Origin of the sequence: Brevibacterium sp. BDJS002 (assembly GCF_028201555.1) — a bacterium.
GTDB classification, from domain to species: Bacteria; Actinomycetota; Actinomycetes; order Actinomycetales; family Brevibacteriaceae; genus Brevibacterium; species Brevibacterium aurantiacum.
Genome location: NZ_CP116392.1, coordinates 3,702,913 through 3,718,007 on the forward strand (window position 1 = coordinate 3,702,913; position 15,095 = coordinate 3,718,007).

11 protein-coding genes and 1 pseudogene are annotated in these 15,095 nt (G+C 62.1%); 5 read left to right on the top strand and 7 right to left on the bottom strand.

Annotation, left to right across the window (positions count from 1 at the left end):
- The first annotated feature begins 115 nt into the window (after positions 1–115).
- Together PGC08_RS17185 and PGC08_RS17190 are read left to right on the top strand one after the other, a co-directional pair.
- Positions 116–2,299: a hypothetical protein gene (locus tag PGC08_RS17185; RefSeq protein ID WP_271708970.1), complete on the top strand. Its 2,184-nt coding sequence runs from the start codon at positions 116–118 to the stop codon at positions 2,297–2,299.
- A gap of 242 nt (positions 2,300–2,541) precedes the next feature.
- Complete coding sequence (locus tag PGC08_RS17190; protein ID WP_271708971.1) at positions 2,542–3,903, top strand: hypothetical protein; 1,362 nt, start codon at positions 2,542–2,544, stop codon at positions 3,901–3,903.
- 149 nt (positions 3,904–4,052) lie between these two features.
- Here PGC08_RS17190 and PGC08_RS17195 read toward each other — a convergent pair whose 3' ends face one another.
- From PGC08_RS17195 to dnaK, 6 genes are all read right to left on the bottom strand, one after another.
- A complete protein-coding gene (locus PGC08_RS17195) occupies positions 4,053–4,925 on the bottom strand; it encodes a DUF1206 domain-containing protein (protein WP_009882589.1) in 873 nt (290 codons plus the stop codon).
- 94 nt (positions 4,926–5,019) lie between these two features.
- Complete coding sequence (locus PGC08_RS17200; protein WP_096159847.1) at positions 5,020–5,457, bottom strand: heat shock protein transcriptional repressor HspR; 438 nt, start codon at positions 5,455–5,457, stop codon at positions 5,020–5,022.
- A 14-nt stretch (positions 5,458–5,471) separates the two neighbouring features.
- On the bottom strand, positions 5,472–6,491 hold the full coding sequence (locus PGC08_RS17205; RefSeq protein WP_271708972.1) for a DnaJ C-terminal domain-containing protein: 1,020 nt from the start codon (positions 6,489–6,491) through the stop codon (positions 5,472–5,474).
- A 145-nt stretch (positions 6,492–6,636) separates the two neighbouring features.
- Positions 6,637–6,852 carry a nucleotide exchange factor GrpE gene (gene grpE / locus PGC08_RS17210; protein WP_271708973.1) on the bottom strand — a complete coding sequence of 72 codons (216 nt, stop codon included), beginning with the start codon at positions 6,850–6,852 and terminating at the stop codon, positions 6,637–6,639.
- A complete protein-coding gene (locus PGC08_RS17215; RefSeq protein ID WP_271708974.1) occupies positions 6,849–7,355 on the bottom strand; it encodes a hypothetical protein in 507 nt (168 codons plus the stop codon). The genes grpE and PGC08_RS17215 overlap by 4 nt, the downstream gene beginning before the upstream one ends.
- On the bottom strand, positions 7,355–9,220 hold the full coding sequence (gene dnaK / locus PGC08_RS17220) for a molecular chaperone DnaK (RefSeq protein WP_271708975.1): 1,866 nt from the start codon (positions 9,218–9,220) through the stop codon (positions 7,355–7,357). The genes PGC08_RS17215 and dnaK overlap by 1 nt, the downstream gene beginning before the upstream one ends.
- Before the next feature lie 157 nt (positions 9,221–9,377).
- Between dnaK and PGC08_RS17225 the strand changes: the two genes are divergently transcribed.
- From PGC08_RS17225 to PGC08_RS17235, 3 genes are all read left to right on the top strand, one after another.
- The gene (locus PGC08_RS17225) at positions 9,378–11,075 is read left to right on the top strand and encodes an MFS transporter (protein WP_271708976.1); all 1,698 of its coding nucleotides are present in this window, start codon (positions 9,378–9,380) and stop codon (positions 11,073–11,075) included.
- Between the two features lie 174 nt (positions 11,076–11,249).
- The gene (locus PGC08_RS17230; RefSeq protein WP_271708977.1) at positions 11,250–13,079 is read left to right on the top strand and encodes a hypothetical protein; all 1,830 of its coding nucleotides are present in this window, start codon (positions 11,250–11,252) and stop codon (positions 13,077–13,079) included.
- A 77-nt stretch (positions 13,080–13,156) separates the two neighbouring features.
- Positions 13,157–13,738, top strand: a complete 582-nt coding sequence (locus PGC08_RS17235; RefSeq protein WP_271708978.1) for a hypothetical protein — start codon at positions 13,157–13,159, stop codon at positions 13,736–13,738.
- An 85-nt stretch (positions 13,739–13,823) separates the two neighbouring features.
- On the opposite strand, the pseudogene PGC08_RS19595 reads toward PGC08_RS17235, so the two are convergent.
- Positions 13,824–15,091, bottom strand: a pseudogene (locus PGC08_RS19595) (alpha-hydroxy acid oxidase).
- Positions 15,092–15,095: the final 4 nt, after the last annotated feature.

Below are 15,095 nucleotides of genomic sequence, written 5' to 3' on the forward strand. Positions count from 1 at the left end.
TTTGTTCACCAAAGTGTTACTGCAAATACCACTGAACAAAACTTACGCAAATAGTTTAGAGAATCCTTCGAACCTAGTATGAGTTTCAGATGTGCACCCCCTCACACTCTCTAGATTGAAGGCACTGACAATGAAGAAGCTCATTCTCGCGCCGGCCGTGGCCCTCGCGTTCACAGGTCTGGTGGCCGCCCCAGTCGCCGCTGCCGAGACCCCCTCCACCCAGTCCGCCTCTGCCAAGGCCGAAGCCAAGGCCGAGCAGGATAAGAAGGACAAGGAAGCAGCCGAGAAGCTCGCCAAGGAACAGGCTGAGCAGAAGAAGGCAGCTGAGGAAAAGGCTGCTGCTGAGAAGGAAGCCAAAGAAAAGGCTGAGCAGGAGAAGAAAGACGCGGCCGAAAAGAAGGCCGCTGACAAGAAGGCCGCAGCCAAGAAAGCAGCTGATAAGAAGAAGGCTGACGACAAGGCAGACAAGAAGTCCGGCGATGATGCCACGGACGCGAAGAAGCCTGCGCCCAAGGATGACGAGCCGAAGAAGGACGACTCCGACGACAAAGACGATGCCGAGGAGATCAACGCTCAGCTGAAGGTCGCCGCCTCATCGATCTCAGCCGAGGACCTCGCAACCAAGGGCGTCAAGGTCACGGTCACCGGACTGGAGAAGGGCGACAAGCTCTCACCGTCGGGCCTGAGCGCACCGGCGACGACAGCATCCGGTTCGACCGCAACTCTCAACGTCAAGTACAACGGCGACGCCGAAGACCTCACCGAAGGCTCGAAGGCCCTCACCGTCAAGGTCCAGCGCGAAGGCGTCTCGGCCGAGAGCCTGCAGACTCAGGTTAAGGTCACTAAGGCCGACGTTGACCCCAAGGTCTCGCTCACTGTCGATCCCGAGGAGATCACCGCCGAGGATCTCGCGAACAAGGACAAGGGCGTCACCGTCACCGTCTCTGGCGTGAAAGAGGGCGACAAGATCAAAGACTCCCTGACCGGAGATACCGAAACCGCCGAAAAAGACGGCGACTACAAGCTACACCTTTACTACCAGGGTGCAGCTGAAGATCTCGCCGAGGGTAAGAAGTCGTTCACAGTCACCATCGATCGCGAAGGCGAAGATTCGGTCACCCTCGAAGGAGAGATCAACGTCGTCGACGAGGTCTCCGACGTTGACCCGAAGGTCTCGCTCTCAACCAATGAGATCTCGGTCGAGGACTTCAAGAAGGATGGACTCAAGTTCACCGGTGAGGGCTTCAGCCCCAACGGCACCGTCAGTGTCCAGGGCGAAGCCGTTTCGGCACAGAGTGCCGCACCACAGGCTGACAAGGCCACTGCCGACGAGGATGGCAATGTCAGCGGAGTTGTGACCGCGCCTGAATCGATCGAAGCTGGCAAGTACTCGCTCACCTTCATCGACGATGAGACCGGTAAAAAGAGCGCCCCGGTCGAAGTCACCGTCACCGAGGACGACGCCGTTGAGGCGATCGATGCATCGCTCAAGGTTGACCCCAAGGAGATCACCGCAGCGGATCTCGCCAACAAGGACAAGGGCGTCACCGTCACCGTCACCGGCGTGAAAAAGGGTGACAAGATCACCGACTCGCTGACCGGAGACACCGAGACAGCCGAGGCCGACGGCGACTACAAACTCCACCTCTACTACCAGGGCAACCCCGACAGCCTCGAAGAAGGCAAGGTTCCGTTCACGGTCACCATCGACCGCGAAGGCACCGAGTCGGAGACACTCAATGGCAACATCACCGTCGTCGCCGAAGACAAAGAAGACGGCGACGACGGCGACGGAGGAGATACCCCCGAAGCGCCAGCAGAAGCATCGTTCACGGTCTCGCCGAAGACGCTCGAAGCAGCGGACTTCGCCAACGACAAGAAGGGCGTCACCCTGGCCGTCGAGGACTGCGAACCCGGCGCGGATGTGCACTTCGAAGTCACCCCTAAGGGCATCCAGGTCACCGCGTACGAGAACACGGTCCAGGCCGACGACGAGGGCAAGGCTTCGGTCAATGTCTTCGGCACCTCTGACAACGTTTCAGCTTATGTCGGCGACTACACCGCCAGCGCAACCTGCGGCGATGACTCGATGAAGGAATCATTCACAGTCACCGCCGGCGCAGATGGCGGCGGAAGCGACGGCGGCGACAACGGCGGCAACGATGGCAGCCAGCTGCCACGCACCGGTGCAGACCTTGGTGGTCTTGCCTCGGGAGCGATGCTCCTCCTCGTCGGTGGAGCCGCAATCGCCATGACCGGTCGTCGCAAGAAGGTCGGACAGTCACCTACCGACTTCTGATGAACACTGCAGATGATCAACTCAAATAGGTGAGCATCTGAGCCTGCAACTGGGTGCGGCCCCGGCTTCGGTCGGGGCCGCACCCATGTCCAACACGCCCATTGCTCTAACTGGTCAACGACGCCTGTGACTGATCTGTACGACAACTGTGAACAAAACGACCACAACTATGCTCGTTGTAAATATTTCATTATTGTTACCTTCGTAGGACATCATCCTCAGCTGCTTAAACGAAGGACATCATGAAGAAGCTTGTACTCGCCCCCGCAGTGGCCCTGGCCATCACCGGCCTTGCCGCATCCCCAGTAATGGCTGCACCTGAGACCCCCGCTCAGACACAGCCCACATCACAGACTGGCGCACTCCAGAAGGCCAAAGTCTCTGGTGCAACTTCAGCGGACGCTCAGGCCGGAACCATCGGAGTCTCCGCCGACAGCGTCACCGTCGAAGAATTCGCCGAAAACGGCGTCGGAATCGCGGGCGAAGGACTGACCCCAGACACCGAGTACGCACTCGCTGTAACCCCTGCCGATGGACAGGCCGTCAACCCATATGAAACGACCGTCACCACTGACGCAAGTGGTGCGTTTGAGACGGCAGTCGAAGGCGTAGGAGAACCCAACCCCGCGTTCGTAGGCAGCTACACCGTGACTGTGACTAACCCAGAAGACGCCGAAGACTCAGCCACGACTACCTTCAAGGTCACCGGCGACGCCGAAGAGCCAGAAGCACCCGCAGTCGATCCGAAGGTCTCCCTCAACACCGAGAAGATCTCCGTCTCGGACTTCGAAAAAGACGGCCTCAAGCTCACCGGCGAGGGCTTCACCCCCGACAGCGCCGTGACCGTGATGGGCAACGCCACCCAGTCGCCCTTCTTCCAGGAAGAAGTCACTGCCGACGAAGACGGCAAGATCAGCACCACCGTCAAGGCACCCGAAGGCGGCCTCGAACCAGGCGACTACTCAGTCTCCGCAGTCGACACAGAGACCGAAGAGGTCTCGAACTACGCCCTCTTCACCCTCGCCGAAGACGAGACAGAAGAGCCCAAGCCCACCACTCCAGCGGCCGACGCCAAGCTGACCGTCTCGCCTGAGACCATCGACGCTGCCGACTTCGTCGTGGAGAACAAGGGTGTCACCCTGGCAGTCGAGAACTGCGAGCCAGGCTCGGACGTTCACTACCTCGTCACCCCCAAGGGCAACTCGAACGTCACCGCCTACGACAACACCGTCAAGGCCGATGACGAGGGCAATGCCTCCGTCAACGTCTACGGCACCTCTGCCAATGACCCATCGGCCTACCTCGGCGACTACGACGTCACCGTCACCTGTGGCGACGACGAGCTCACCGGAGCCTTCACCGTCAGCGATGACGCCAACGCCGGCGGCAGCGACGGAAACGAAGATGGCAATGAAGACGGCAACGCAGACGGCGGTAACGGCGGCGATGATGACGGCAACGGAAACGGTGGCGGCGACCTGCCTCGCACCGGTACCGAGCTGACCGGCCTCGTCGGCGGAGCTGCTCTCCTCCTCATTGGTGGAGCCGCAGTCACCATGACCATGCGTCGCAAGAAGGCCGTCGAGGATCCTTCAGCGATCTGATAAGTCGGCCGTCGCAGCGGCGATGACAATGTAAGAAGAGTGCGAGCCCGTGGAGGGTTCGCACTCTTCTTGCATTCACGTTCGGACATCCCTGTTGGGCGGCTATTTCCCGGCATAAGGAATTGTGCCGATGTGCCGTGCCCGAGGCATCAATCCATCCGGTCGTACCGAGCACGCAGACTGAGGAAGACTCCGTAGAGCACAAGACCAGCACCCACAGCGAGCATGAGCACAGTGCCGAACGGCTGGTCGCGCATCGCTTTGAGCGCTCCGTCAATTCCCGTGAACTCTTCGGGGTCACCGGTCATCGCCGAGACGACGACGAGCGCTCCGACTGCCAGCAGCGTCGCGCCTTTGCCCAAATATCCGATGATGCCAGTGGCAATCAGCAGCGTGCTCACCGGAGCCTTACGTGGCATCCGCAGCTCGTCCATCCATTTGAGGCGGATCCCGGCGATACAGAAACCGATGCCGATCATGACGATCACAACCCCGATCGCTGCGAGGATGTACAGGCCGCCCGGGGCCTTCGCCAGGGTCGTCGATGCCTGAGAGCTGGTCTTGCCTGAATCAGATCCGCCGCCGATGACGGACTGGGCGAACGTCAGGGCAACTGCGGCATAGGCAACAGCGGAACCGATCGTTTTGATGAATTCGACCCATCTGCGGCGTCCCTGCCGATGCTGAGGGGCATTCGTGCCGGCTCCGCGCAGAGAGGCGGAACCGAAGAAGGCGTTGAACACACACCAGAGGGCCATCAGCCCACAGCCGATCAGGCACAGGACGATGAGCACCATGCCGAACGGCTGTGCGGCCATCTGTTGGACCGCACCCGATTGATCCGCCTCGCCACCGCGACCGAGTCCAACGGCAACCGCGGTGGCTCCGAGGATGATGTGCACGATTCCATTCGCGACGAAACCAGCTCGCGCAACCCGTTCGAACCACTTGCTGTCCGCAGCTTCTTGGGCCGCGTCGTCGGCCGAGTCCGCGGCACTTTTGAGCTTGTCAGTTTCGTCCATGAACGACATTCTGGCACAGCACGGTCGGTGTAGTGACGAATGCCGGCGTCGACTACAAGAGGCTGCGCCGCGGGCAGCCTCCAATCTCAGTTGCTTACCGGCGTCTGAACCTGTTGTAGAGAACCATCGCACCCGGCTCGGGCCGACCCCGGGGCCGCCTGCCACGCGAGATCGAGACGACGTCACCAGCAGTGCCGGCAGCGAAGACACGAGCTTCGCGTTCCTTCGCTGACATCCGAGACCTGACTTCGGTCTCCAGCTCCTCGTTCCGGGACTTGAGCGCATCGACCTGGTTCTGCAGGTCGATGATCTTCTTGATACCCACGAGGTTCACGCCCTCGTCCTGGGAGAGTTGCTGGATCAGCCGAAGTTTGGCGATGTCTCGCCCCGAGTACCGTCGGCCTCTGCCGGCCGTGCGCTCGGGGGTGACGAGACCCAGACGGTCATACTGCCGCAGCGTCTGCGGGTGCATTCCTGCGAGGTCCGCCGCCACCGAAATGACGTATACCGCTGCACTGGTCGATATGTGCATCACGCTTCACCACCTCAACTGGCCTTGGCTTTGTCGAGCAGACCGTCGCGCGGGTCCTCGTTCTCGGTCGCCGAGCGGAACGACTCGACCGCTTCCTTGGCGTCCTTCGACAGGTTCTGCGGGACAACGATCTCCGCGGTCACCAGCAGGTCGCCGGTGCCCTTCTTCGATTTCACACCCTTGCCGCGCAGGCGCATGGTCCGACCCGATGGTGTGCCCGGAGCGATCTTCATCGTCACCGGCATACCGTCGAGCGTCGGCACCTTGACCTCAGCGCCCAGTGCGGCCTCGTCGAAGCTCACCGGCAGGTCCATCCGCAGGTTGTCGCCGTCACGGGTGAAGACGGGGTGCGGCTTGACCTTGATCGTCAGGATCACGTCACCGGCTTCACCGCCGTTGGGGCTGGTCTTGCCCTTGCCTGCCAGTCGGATCTTCTGCCCGTCTTTGACGCCGATCGGCGTGCGCACGGTCAGCGGCTTTCCGCCTGGCATGTTCAGCTTCACCGAGGCTCCGTTGATGGCCTCCGTGAATGACAGGGTGGTGCTGGACTTGATGTCCCCGCCCTTGACAGGTGGCGAATAGCCTCCGCCGAAGCCGCCACCGCCGTAGCCTCCTCCGCCGAAGCCGTTGAGAAGGTCGGCGAGGTCCGGGGGCACGTCTCCCCCGCCTCCGCCATAGGGCGAACGGGTCCGTGTCCGTCCGCCTCCGCCGAAGAGGTCGGAGAATACGTCGTCGAATCCGCCGCCGGAACCGCCTGCGGGTCCACCGGAACCGGTGAACCTGGCTCCGCCGCCCATGGCGCGGACCTGGTCATACTGGGCGCGGGATTCCTTGTCAGACAGCACCTGATGTGCCTGGCCGAGCTCCTTGAACTTGTCTTCAGCCTTGGAGTCACCTGGGTTGGCATCCGGGTGGTACTTGCGTGCCAGCTTGCGGTAGGCCTTTTTGATCTCTGCGTCGGAAGCATCTTTGGAGACGCCGAGGGTCTTGTAGAAGTCCTTTTCGAACCAATCATTCTGAGGACCGGTATTCACCTGGCACCTCCTTCCGTGTCTTCTTCATCAGTCTATTCAATTGTCTCCTCACAATCCGCAACCCCGGGATTGTCATCCCGGGTGATCCGGACCGCCGCCGAGGTGGTTCCACGGTGGTGGGACCACCTCGGCGAGGGTGTGGTTCTCAGTCTTCCGGCTGCTGCACGCCGACGCGTGCCGCACGGATGACGCGCTCACCCATGCGATAGCCCGGCTGCATGACCAGGAAGACGGTCGGAGTCTCGACGTCGTCCGATGGCTGCTGCATGAGTGCCTCGTGCAGTCGCGGATCGAACTCGTCGCCGACTTCACCGTACTGCTCGACGCCGACCTTGCTCAGCGAGTCGACCAGCTTCTTCACGTGGTCTCGAAAGGCCCCGTGACGTCGCCGTTCTCCTGCGCCAGGCGCACTTCGTCGAGTACCGGGATCAGGGCCTCGACGGCCTTGATCGTGCCACCGGTCGCAGCCCGCTCGCGTTCGCGATCGGCCCGCATCCGGTAGGCGGCGTACTCGGCGTTGATGCGCTTGAGGTCGGCCAGGTGCGCTGCGGCCTCAGTTCCCGGTGCGGGTTCGGCAGCCTCTTCGCCCTGAGCAGCCTCGGTGTCGTTCAACGTCGAAGCGTCGGCCGGGATGTCGACGCCGAGGTCACTGGCATCAGCCAGATCCTCGTCGGCGCCTTGGACGTCCTCGGCGCCTGCGGCACCGGTGGCGTCGTTCGCGACATCGGCCTCACCGGCCTCCGCCGAGGCCGACGGTGCGTCGGCCTCTGGGCGGAGTTCACCGGTGTCCGGATCAATCCGGCGCTTGTCGCTGAAGGTGAAGCCTGGCTCCTCGGACGACGGATCGTTGCCCTCGGAAGTCATTACTTCTTCTCCTCATCCTCTTCGTCGACAACCTCAGCGTCGACGACATCGTCGTCAGCGCTTGCATCTGCACCGGCTGCGGCCTCTTCACCAGCGGCGCCTTCGGCACCACCCTGCTGGCTGTAGATGGCTTCGCCGATCTTCTGCTGGTTCTCGACGAGCTTGTCGTATGCGGTCTTCACTGCATCGTCGTCTTCACCCTTGAGTGCTTCCTTGAGAGCCTCAACGTCCGAGTTGATCTCGGTCTTGACCTCTTCAGGCAGCTTGTCCTCGTTGTCGGTGACGAGCTTCTCGGTCTGGTAGGCGAGGTTCTCCGCATTGTTGCGAGTGTCAGCGGCCTCACGGCGCTTCTTGTCCTCGTCTGCGTGCTCTTCGGCTTCCTTGACCATGCGGTCGATGTCTTCCTTCGGCAGCGCGGAACCGCCGGTGATCGTCATCGACTGCTCGGTGCCGGTGCCCTTGTCGGTGGCCGACACGTGCACGATGCCGTTGGCGTCGATGTCGAAGGCGACCTCGATCTGCGGCACTCCGCGAGGAGCCGGAGCGATGCCGGTCAGCTCGAAGGTGCCCAGGTTCTTGTTGTCGCGAGTGAACTCACGCTCACCCTGGAAGACCTGGATCGACACGGAGGGCTGGTTGTCCTCAGCGGTGGTGAAGGTCTCCGAACGCTTGGTCGGGATCGGGGTGTTGCGCTCGATGAGCTTGGTCATCACGCCGCCCTTGGTCTCGAGTCCGAGCGAGAGCGGGGTGACGTCGATGAGCAGAACGTCCTTGCGCTCACCCACGAGGACACCGGCCTGCACGGCTGCGCCGATCGCGACGACCTCATCGGGGTTGACGCCCTTGTTGGGCTCCTTGCCTCCGGTGAGTTCGGTGACGACGGCGGAGACGCCGGGCATACGGGTCGAACCGCCGACGAGCACGACGTGGTCGATCTCGTTAACGGACACGCCTGCGTCCTTCATGACTGCGTGGAACGGAGCCTTGGTGCGCTCGAGGAGGTCCTTGGTCAGGTCCTCGAACTTCGCGCGGGTCAGGGTCTCATCCAGGTGGATGGGTCCGTTCTCGCTCATCGACAGGTACTGCAGCGAGATGTTGGTGCTGGTGGCCGAGGAGAGTTCCTTCTTGGCCTGCTCCGAAGCTTCTTTCAGACGCTGGATTGCGGTTGCGTCCTTGCTCAGGTCGACGCCGTAGCCGTTCTTGACCTCACCGACGAGCCAATCGACGATGCGCTGATCCCAGTCGTCGCCGCCGAGGCGGTTGTCGCCCGAGGTCGCACGGACCTGAATCGTGGAGAAGTCGTCTTCGTCCTTGCCGACTTCCAGCAGGGAGACGTCGAAGGTGCCGCCACCGAGGTCGAAGACGAGAATGGTCTCGTCTTCCTTGCCGCGCTCGAGGCCGTAGGCCAGAGCTGCAGCGGTGGGCTCGTTGATGATGCGCGAGACATTGAGTCCTGCGATCTCACCGGCATCCTTCGTGGCCTGACGCTCGGCGTCATTGAAGTATGCGGGGACGGTGATGACTGCGTCGGTGACGTCTTCCTGCAGGTATTCCTCAGCGTCGTGCTTGAGCTTCTGCAGGATGCGAGCCGAAACCTCAGGGGCCGACATCTTCTTGCCGCCGATCTCGGTGGACCAGTCGGTGCCCATGTGGCGTTTGACCGAGGCGACGGTGTTCTTGATGTTGGTGACGGCCTGGCGCTTGGCGATTTCGCCGACCAGGGAGTCGCCGTTCTTGTTGACAGCAACGACGGAGGGGGTCGTGCGACCGCCTTCCGCGTTTGCGATGACCTTAGGGTCACCGCCTTCGAGGACTGTGACGACGGAGTTCGTGGTTCCGAGGTCGATTCCAACTGCACGTGCCATAACGTTGTCTCCTTACATATCGTGAGTGATCTCGACTCGAATGTGTGCGATCGGGCGGATCCACCACCGGGCTTCCACAGCATTTCCTGCTGCGGGGACGAGCGGTGGACCCACTCGACCGCACACATTGAGCCAACTGCACTCAAGTATTATCTTCGTGATCCGAGCAGTCAAGCTCGGCATCATGAAAGTTGCGTACACTAGACTCAACTTTGCGGAGCGAGGGTTTATTCCGCGGGGGGAGAAAAAGTTTCTGGGACCGCTTGCAGGTTCCATCGATGATGGCATCGAGTCGACCGCGAGCATTCTTATCAGCGGCGACAAAGCACTGATTTCCTCACCCGATGGGCGATTCCGTTCGGAATCGCGAGGGTCCTTCCACGATAGGGTCATTGCTCAGGGTTTATGCGACGATCGGAAAGCAGCAAGGATCATCACGGAGAGGACACCGGTGGCAGACGGCGACTTCCTCCTTCGCCGCCCGTGGGTTCTCGTGGTCGTATTGACGTGTGTCGCGACGAGCACCGCGTTCATGCAGACCCTGGTCGTTCCGATCCAGAACCATCTTCCTGAGCTTCTCGATGCTCCGCGGAGTGCCACCGCGTGGGTACTGACCATTGCTCTGCTGGTCGCAGCCGTCACGACTCCGATCTCGGGGCGTCTGGGCGATATCCTCGGAATGCGCAGGGTCATGATTGCACTGCTTGCGATGATGACTCTTGGCTCCCTGATAGCTGCACTGTCAGGCGAACTGACCTGGCTGCTCGTCGGACGGGCACTCCAAGGCGTGAGCATGGGAGCCACAGCTGTCGGCATTTCGATGATGAGTCTGGTCGATAACCGCAAGATCCGCATCGCTGGCATCAGCATCATCAGCTCCAGCATGGGCTTCGGGGGCGCGATCGGTCTGCCACTCGCCGCGTGGATCGCTGAGAGCGGAGATTGGAAGCTTCTCTTCTGGGCGACGGCTGTCCTTGGAACCATCAATCTCATCGCTGTCCTCTTCGTTGTGCCCAGCACCGATCGCCTTCGGCAACGCTTCGACTGGCTTGGGGCGTTGATGCTCTCTGCCGGGTTGGGTGGGATTCTGGTGGCGGTTTCCCAAGGTCCGGTGTGGGGGTGGTCTTCGCTGGCGACGCTTGGACTCGGCGGAACGGGGATCGTTGTGCTCTTCGTCTGGGGCCTGCACGAGTTGCGCACCCGCGACCCGCTGATCGATCTGCGCATCATGTCGAAGTTCCCGCTGCTGATGGTCAGTCTGGGTTCAATCGCTCTCGGCTTCGCCTTCTTCGTCCAAGAGGTTTCGTTCCTGCAGATTCTCGAACTGCCGGTTCGCACCGAAGCAGGCTTGGGTCTGAGTATCCTGTGGGCGAGCATGGCCTTGGTGCCCTGCTCCTTGGCGATGATGGCCGTCGCGCCCCTCGCTGCAACCATGACCGATCGTTTCGGAGCTCGTGTGACTGCGGTTTTGGGTTCGGTGATCTCTATGGTCGGATACCTCATCTCCGTGGTCTGGCACGCCGAAGTTTGGCAGCTCATCATCGCCAGTGTGTTCGCCTTGGCAGGGGTGGCGATAGGGTATGCGGCCATTCCCACTCTGGTCATGGCCGAGGTGCCCTACTCGATGACTGGTTCCGCGATCGGTGTCAATGCTCTGATGCGCAGTGTGGGAACGAGCTCGGGTGCAACTGTGACGGGAATGGTGCTGGCGGTGCAGCTGGAGTCATCGGCCGGATTCGCGGCGCCGAGCCCTGGTGGGTTCGCTGTGAGCTTTTGGCTGGGCTTCGTCGCCGCGGCGCTGGCCGCTGTGTTGTTTTGGATCTCTGGTCGGCGACGGCCGGGAGTGCTGCTGTAATAGACGATGGTTTCCGTCTGAGCACAGCTGGGTATCGCTACAAGATAACGAGACATGACATGTCCAGCTCCCCGTCACCGGCAGGGATGCAGGAGACGCTGAAAGTAAGCGCAGTCGATGTGGGCAAGTACCGTCTCGGTCGCGCTCATTTCGTTGCGCGAGGACAATGGAGCCATGAGCAATCACCAGGTGGTCGAGGTTCGAGGCGCCCGCGTGCACAATCTGGCGAACATCGATGTCGACATTCCCTTGGGCAGACTCGTCGGCATCGCCGGCGTCTCCGGTTCGGGCAAGTCGTCCCTGGCCATGGGAGTCCTGTACGCGGAAGGCTCTCGGCGCTACATCGAAGCCCTGTCCACATACACTCGCCGCCGGATGAGCCAAGCACCGCGTGCCGACGTCGACCGGGTCAGTCACGTGCCTGCCGCACTGGCTCTGCGACAGCGTCCGGGGATCCCCGGCGTCAGGTCGACCTTCGGCACGTCCACTGAACTGCTCAACGTCGTCCGGCTCATGTTCTCGCGCCTGGCATCACATGTCTGCCCGAACGGCCACCGGCAGGAACCGACACTCAATGTTGCGGCAGAGGAGCCGTTCGCCTGCCCGTCCTGTGGAGCAGATGTCGAGGCTCCCGGAGCGGAGGAGCTGGCCTTCAATTCGGTCGGAGCCTGCCCATCATGTGACGGCACTGGCATCGTGCGCGAGGTCGACGATGCTTCTCTCATCCGCGATGAGGACATGAGCATCGACGATGGAACGGTGATTCCCTGGCAGATGTTCGGCTTCAACGTCCAACCGCAGATCGCCCGAGAATTCGGCGTCCGCACGGACATCCCTTGGAAGGAGTTGAGCGCCGAGGAGAAGACCATCGTCTTCGATGGCCCGGAAGAGAAGAAGCACATCGCCGTCACCTCGAAGAAGGGTCTGCACGAGCTCGACTTCACCTTCCGCAATGCGCGACTGACCGTGAGCGAGGAGCTCAAACGCGCCACGGATGAGAAACGACTGTCTCGGGTGAGCCGGTTCCTCACCGAACACACCTGCACCACGTGCCACGGCACCCGGCTCACGCCTGCAGCGCTGCTGCCGAAGATCGGCGATCTCAATCTCGCCGATGTCACCGCCATGACCCTGAGTGAACTCGCCGATTGGGCCGGCACTGTCGCCGACACCGTGCCGAAGACGATGCGTTCCATGTCCGAGGCACTGACCAGCACGCTCGGGCACATGTCGAAGCGACTGCTCGACCTCGGCCTGAGCTATCTGTCGCTCGATCGCGCCGGATCAACACTGTCCACCGGCGAGCGCCAACGCGTGCAGCTGGCTCGAGCTGTACGAAACGAGACCACCGGGGTCCTCTATGTCCTCGACGAGCCCTCGATCGGCCTCCATCCCTCGAACATCCGCGGGCTCCAAGGGGTCATCTCCGACCTGCTCGAAGAGGGCAACTCCGTTGTCATGGTCGACCACGACCCGCTCGTGCTGCGTGACTGTGATCATCTCATCGAGATCGGCCCCGGCTCCGGCAACGACGGCGGGACGGTCGTCGCCACCGGAACGGTAAGCAGCCTCGGCGACAATCCGAATTCTCTTATCGGTGGGTTCCTCACCGGAAGAGAAGAAAGCCTTGTCCGCACCTCTGCGGCACCGGATCAGGTCTTCGACAAGGGGACGATCAGGCTGCGCACCTCCCCCATCCACACCGTGCATGCGCTCGACGTCACGATCCCTCGGGGACGGATCACCGCTGTCACCGGAGTGTCCGGATCCGGGAAGAGCACGCTGGTTCTCGACAGCCTCATTCCCGCACTCCGCGCAACGGATCAAGCCCGTCCGCCCTCGCACGTCACCTCGATCGAGGGCGCCGGAATCGAGAAGGCCAGCGTCGTCGACGCCACCCCGATCGGGTCAATGTCCGCTCGACCGTCGCCACATACTCGGGCATCCTCGATGAGCTCCGGCGTGCCTACGCCAAACTCGACTCGTCGAGGGCCGCTGGTCTGAGCGCCCGGGACTTCTCCTACAACACAGGTTCTCTGCGGTGCCCACGCTGCGAGGGCACCGGTGAGATCACCCTCGACGTGCAGTTCCTCCCCGACGTCGACATCGCCTGCCCCGACTGCGAGTGCCGACGCTACGGTCCCGACGCCGAGGTTCATCGTCGTCCCGGTGCTGACGGTGAAATTGCGCTGCCCGAGCTGATGGCCATGACCGTCGCCGAGGCTGCCGAGCACGTTGCCGACCTGAGGAAGGTCACCACACGGCTGCAGGCACTGCAGGAGGTGGGGCTGGGATATCTCACCCTCGGCGAGGCGACTCCGGCCCTGTCCGGCGGTGAAGCGCAGCGTCTGCGTCTCGTCTCAGAACTCGATCGGACGCAGACTGGCACCCTGTTCGTCTTCGACGAGCCCACCATCGGGCTCCATCCTTTGGACGTACGAGTGCTCGTCGGCGTCCTGCAGCGACTCGTCGATCAGGGAGGCACCGTCGTCGTCATCGAACACGACCTCGATGTCATCGCCAACGCCGACTATGTCATCGACATGGGCCCAGGTGGCGGAGTGGACGGCGGTCGCATCGTGGTAGCCGGCACTCCGAACCAGGTTGCCGATGACAAGGACAGCGTCACGGGACGATATCTGGCGGAGGAAGCGTCCCTCTGAAACGCATGTGGCAGGTGAGCTGGCAGCAGTCTCCGAGGTGAAGACCGCTGCCGGCTCAGGAAGACCTCTGCCGCTCAGACAGCAGTCACACGGACTTCGTATCCGGGTCCGCACCGTCCATCTGACCATCCCGGCTGAACCTGCGCAGCTGGGTCACGTGGCCCGGGTTGAGCTCGGCGACGTTTGAGACTTGCAGCAGCTTCATCGTCCGCTCAACCTGCTCGCTGAGGATCGCGATCGTGCGATCGACGCCTTCCCTGCCACCGGCCATGAGCCCGTAGAGGTAGGCCCGGCCGATGAGTGTGAAGTCCGCACCCAGGGCCATGGCCGCGACGATGTCGGCACCATCGCGGATTCCCGTGTCGACGATGATCTCGAGGTCCTTGCCGACTTCCTTCACGACAGATGGCAACAGCTCGAAGGGAACCGGAGCGCGGTCGAGCTGTCGCCCGCCATGGTTTGAGAGCACAATGGCATCGACGCCGAGATCGGCGAGCTTCCTGGCATCGGCAACAGTCTGGACGCCCTTGATCGCCAGCTTGCCTGGCCACATCTTTCGGATCGTGGCCAAGTCGTCGAAGTCGATCGATGGGTCCATGGCCGAGTTGAGCAGCTCGCCGACCGTACCGCCGGTCTCGGACAGGGATGCGAACTGCAGCTTCTCCGTCGTCAGGAAGTCCCACCACCACCAGGGCCTGGGGATGGCGTTGAGAACTGTCTTGGGTGAGAGCTGCGGCGGGATGGAAAACCCGTTGCGACTGTCCCTGATCCGGGCGCCGCGATCGGAGTGTCCACGGTGAAGAAGAGCGTGTCATAGCCTGCCGCAGCCGCCCGCTCGACCAGACCGTAGGAGATCTCCCGCTGGCGCATAACGTAGAGCTGGAACCAGTTGCGCCCATTCGGGTTGACCTTCTTCACGTCCTCGATCGAGGTCGTGCCCAAGGTGGACAGGGTGAATGGAATGCCTGCCGCGCCGGCAGCGGAGGCTCCGGCGGTCTCGCCTTCGGTCTGCATCAGCCGGGTGAACCCCGTGGGCGCAATGCCGAAGGGCATCGCCGAGCTGCCGCCAAGGATCTGCGTCGTCGTATCGACCTGCGAGACATCGTTGAGGATGGAGGGGTGGAACTCGATGTCCTGGAAGGCCTGCACGGAGCGCTCCATCGAGATCTCCCCCTCCGCTGCGCCGTCTGTGTAGTCGAACGCGGCTGCGGGAGTGCGTCGCTTGGCTATCTGGCGCAGATCCTCGATCGTGAACGCCGATTCAAGACGGCGTTTCCGGGAGTCGAGCTCGAACTTCTTGAACTTCATCAGCTCGAAGATCTCGGACGGATTGGGCAATTGCCTCTTGACCATGGGT

What these genes read in the sequence shown, in the direction of transcription:
- PGC08_RS17190 (WP_271708971.1), top strand. Translation starts at nt 2,542, where the DNA reads ATGAAGAAGCTTGTACTCGCCCCCGCAGTGGCCCTGGCCATCACCGGC.
- PGC08_RS17195 (WP_009882589.1), bottom strand. Translation starts at nt 4,925, where the DNA reads ATGGACGAAACTGACAAGCTCAAAAGTGCCGCGGACTCGGCCGACGAC.
- PGC08_RS17200 (WP_096159847.1), bottom strand. Translation starts at nt 5,457, where the DNA reads ATGCACATATCGACCAGTGCAGCGGTATACGTCATTTCGGTGGCGGCG.
- PGC08_RS17215 (WP_271708974.1), bottom strand. Translation starts at nt 7,355, where the DNA reads ATGACTTCCGAGGGCAACGATCCGTCGTCCGAGGAGCCAGGCTTCACC.
- dnaK (WP_271708975.1), bottom strand. Translation starts at nt 9,220, where the DNA reads ATGGCACGTGCAGTTGGAATCGACCTCGGAACCACGAACTCCGTCGTC.
- PGC08_RS17230 (WP_271708977.1), top strand. Translation starts at nt 11,250, where the DNA reads ATGAGCAATCACCAGGTGGTCGAGGTTCGAGGCGCCCGCGTGCACAAT.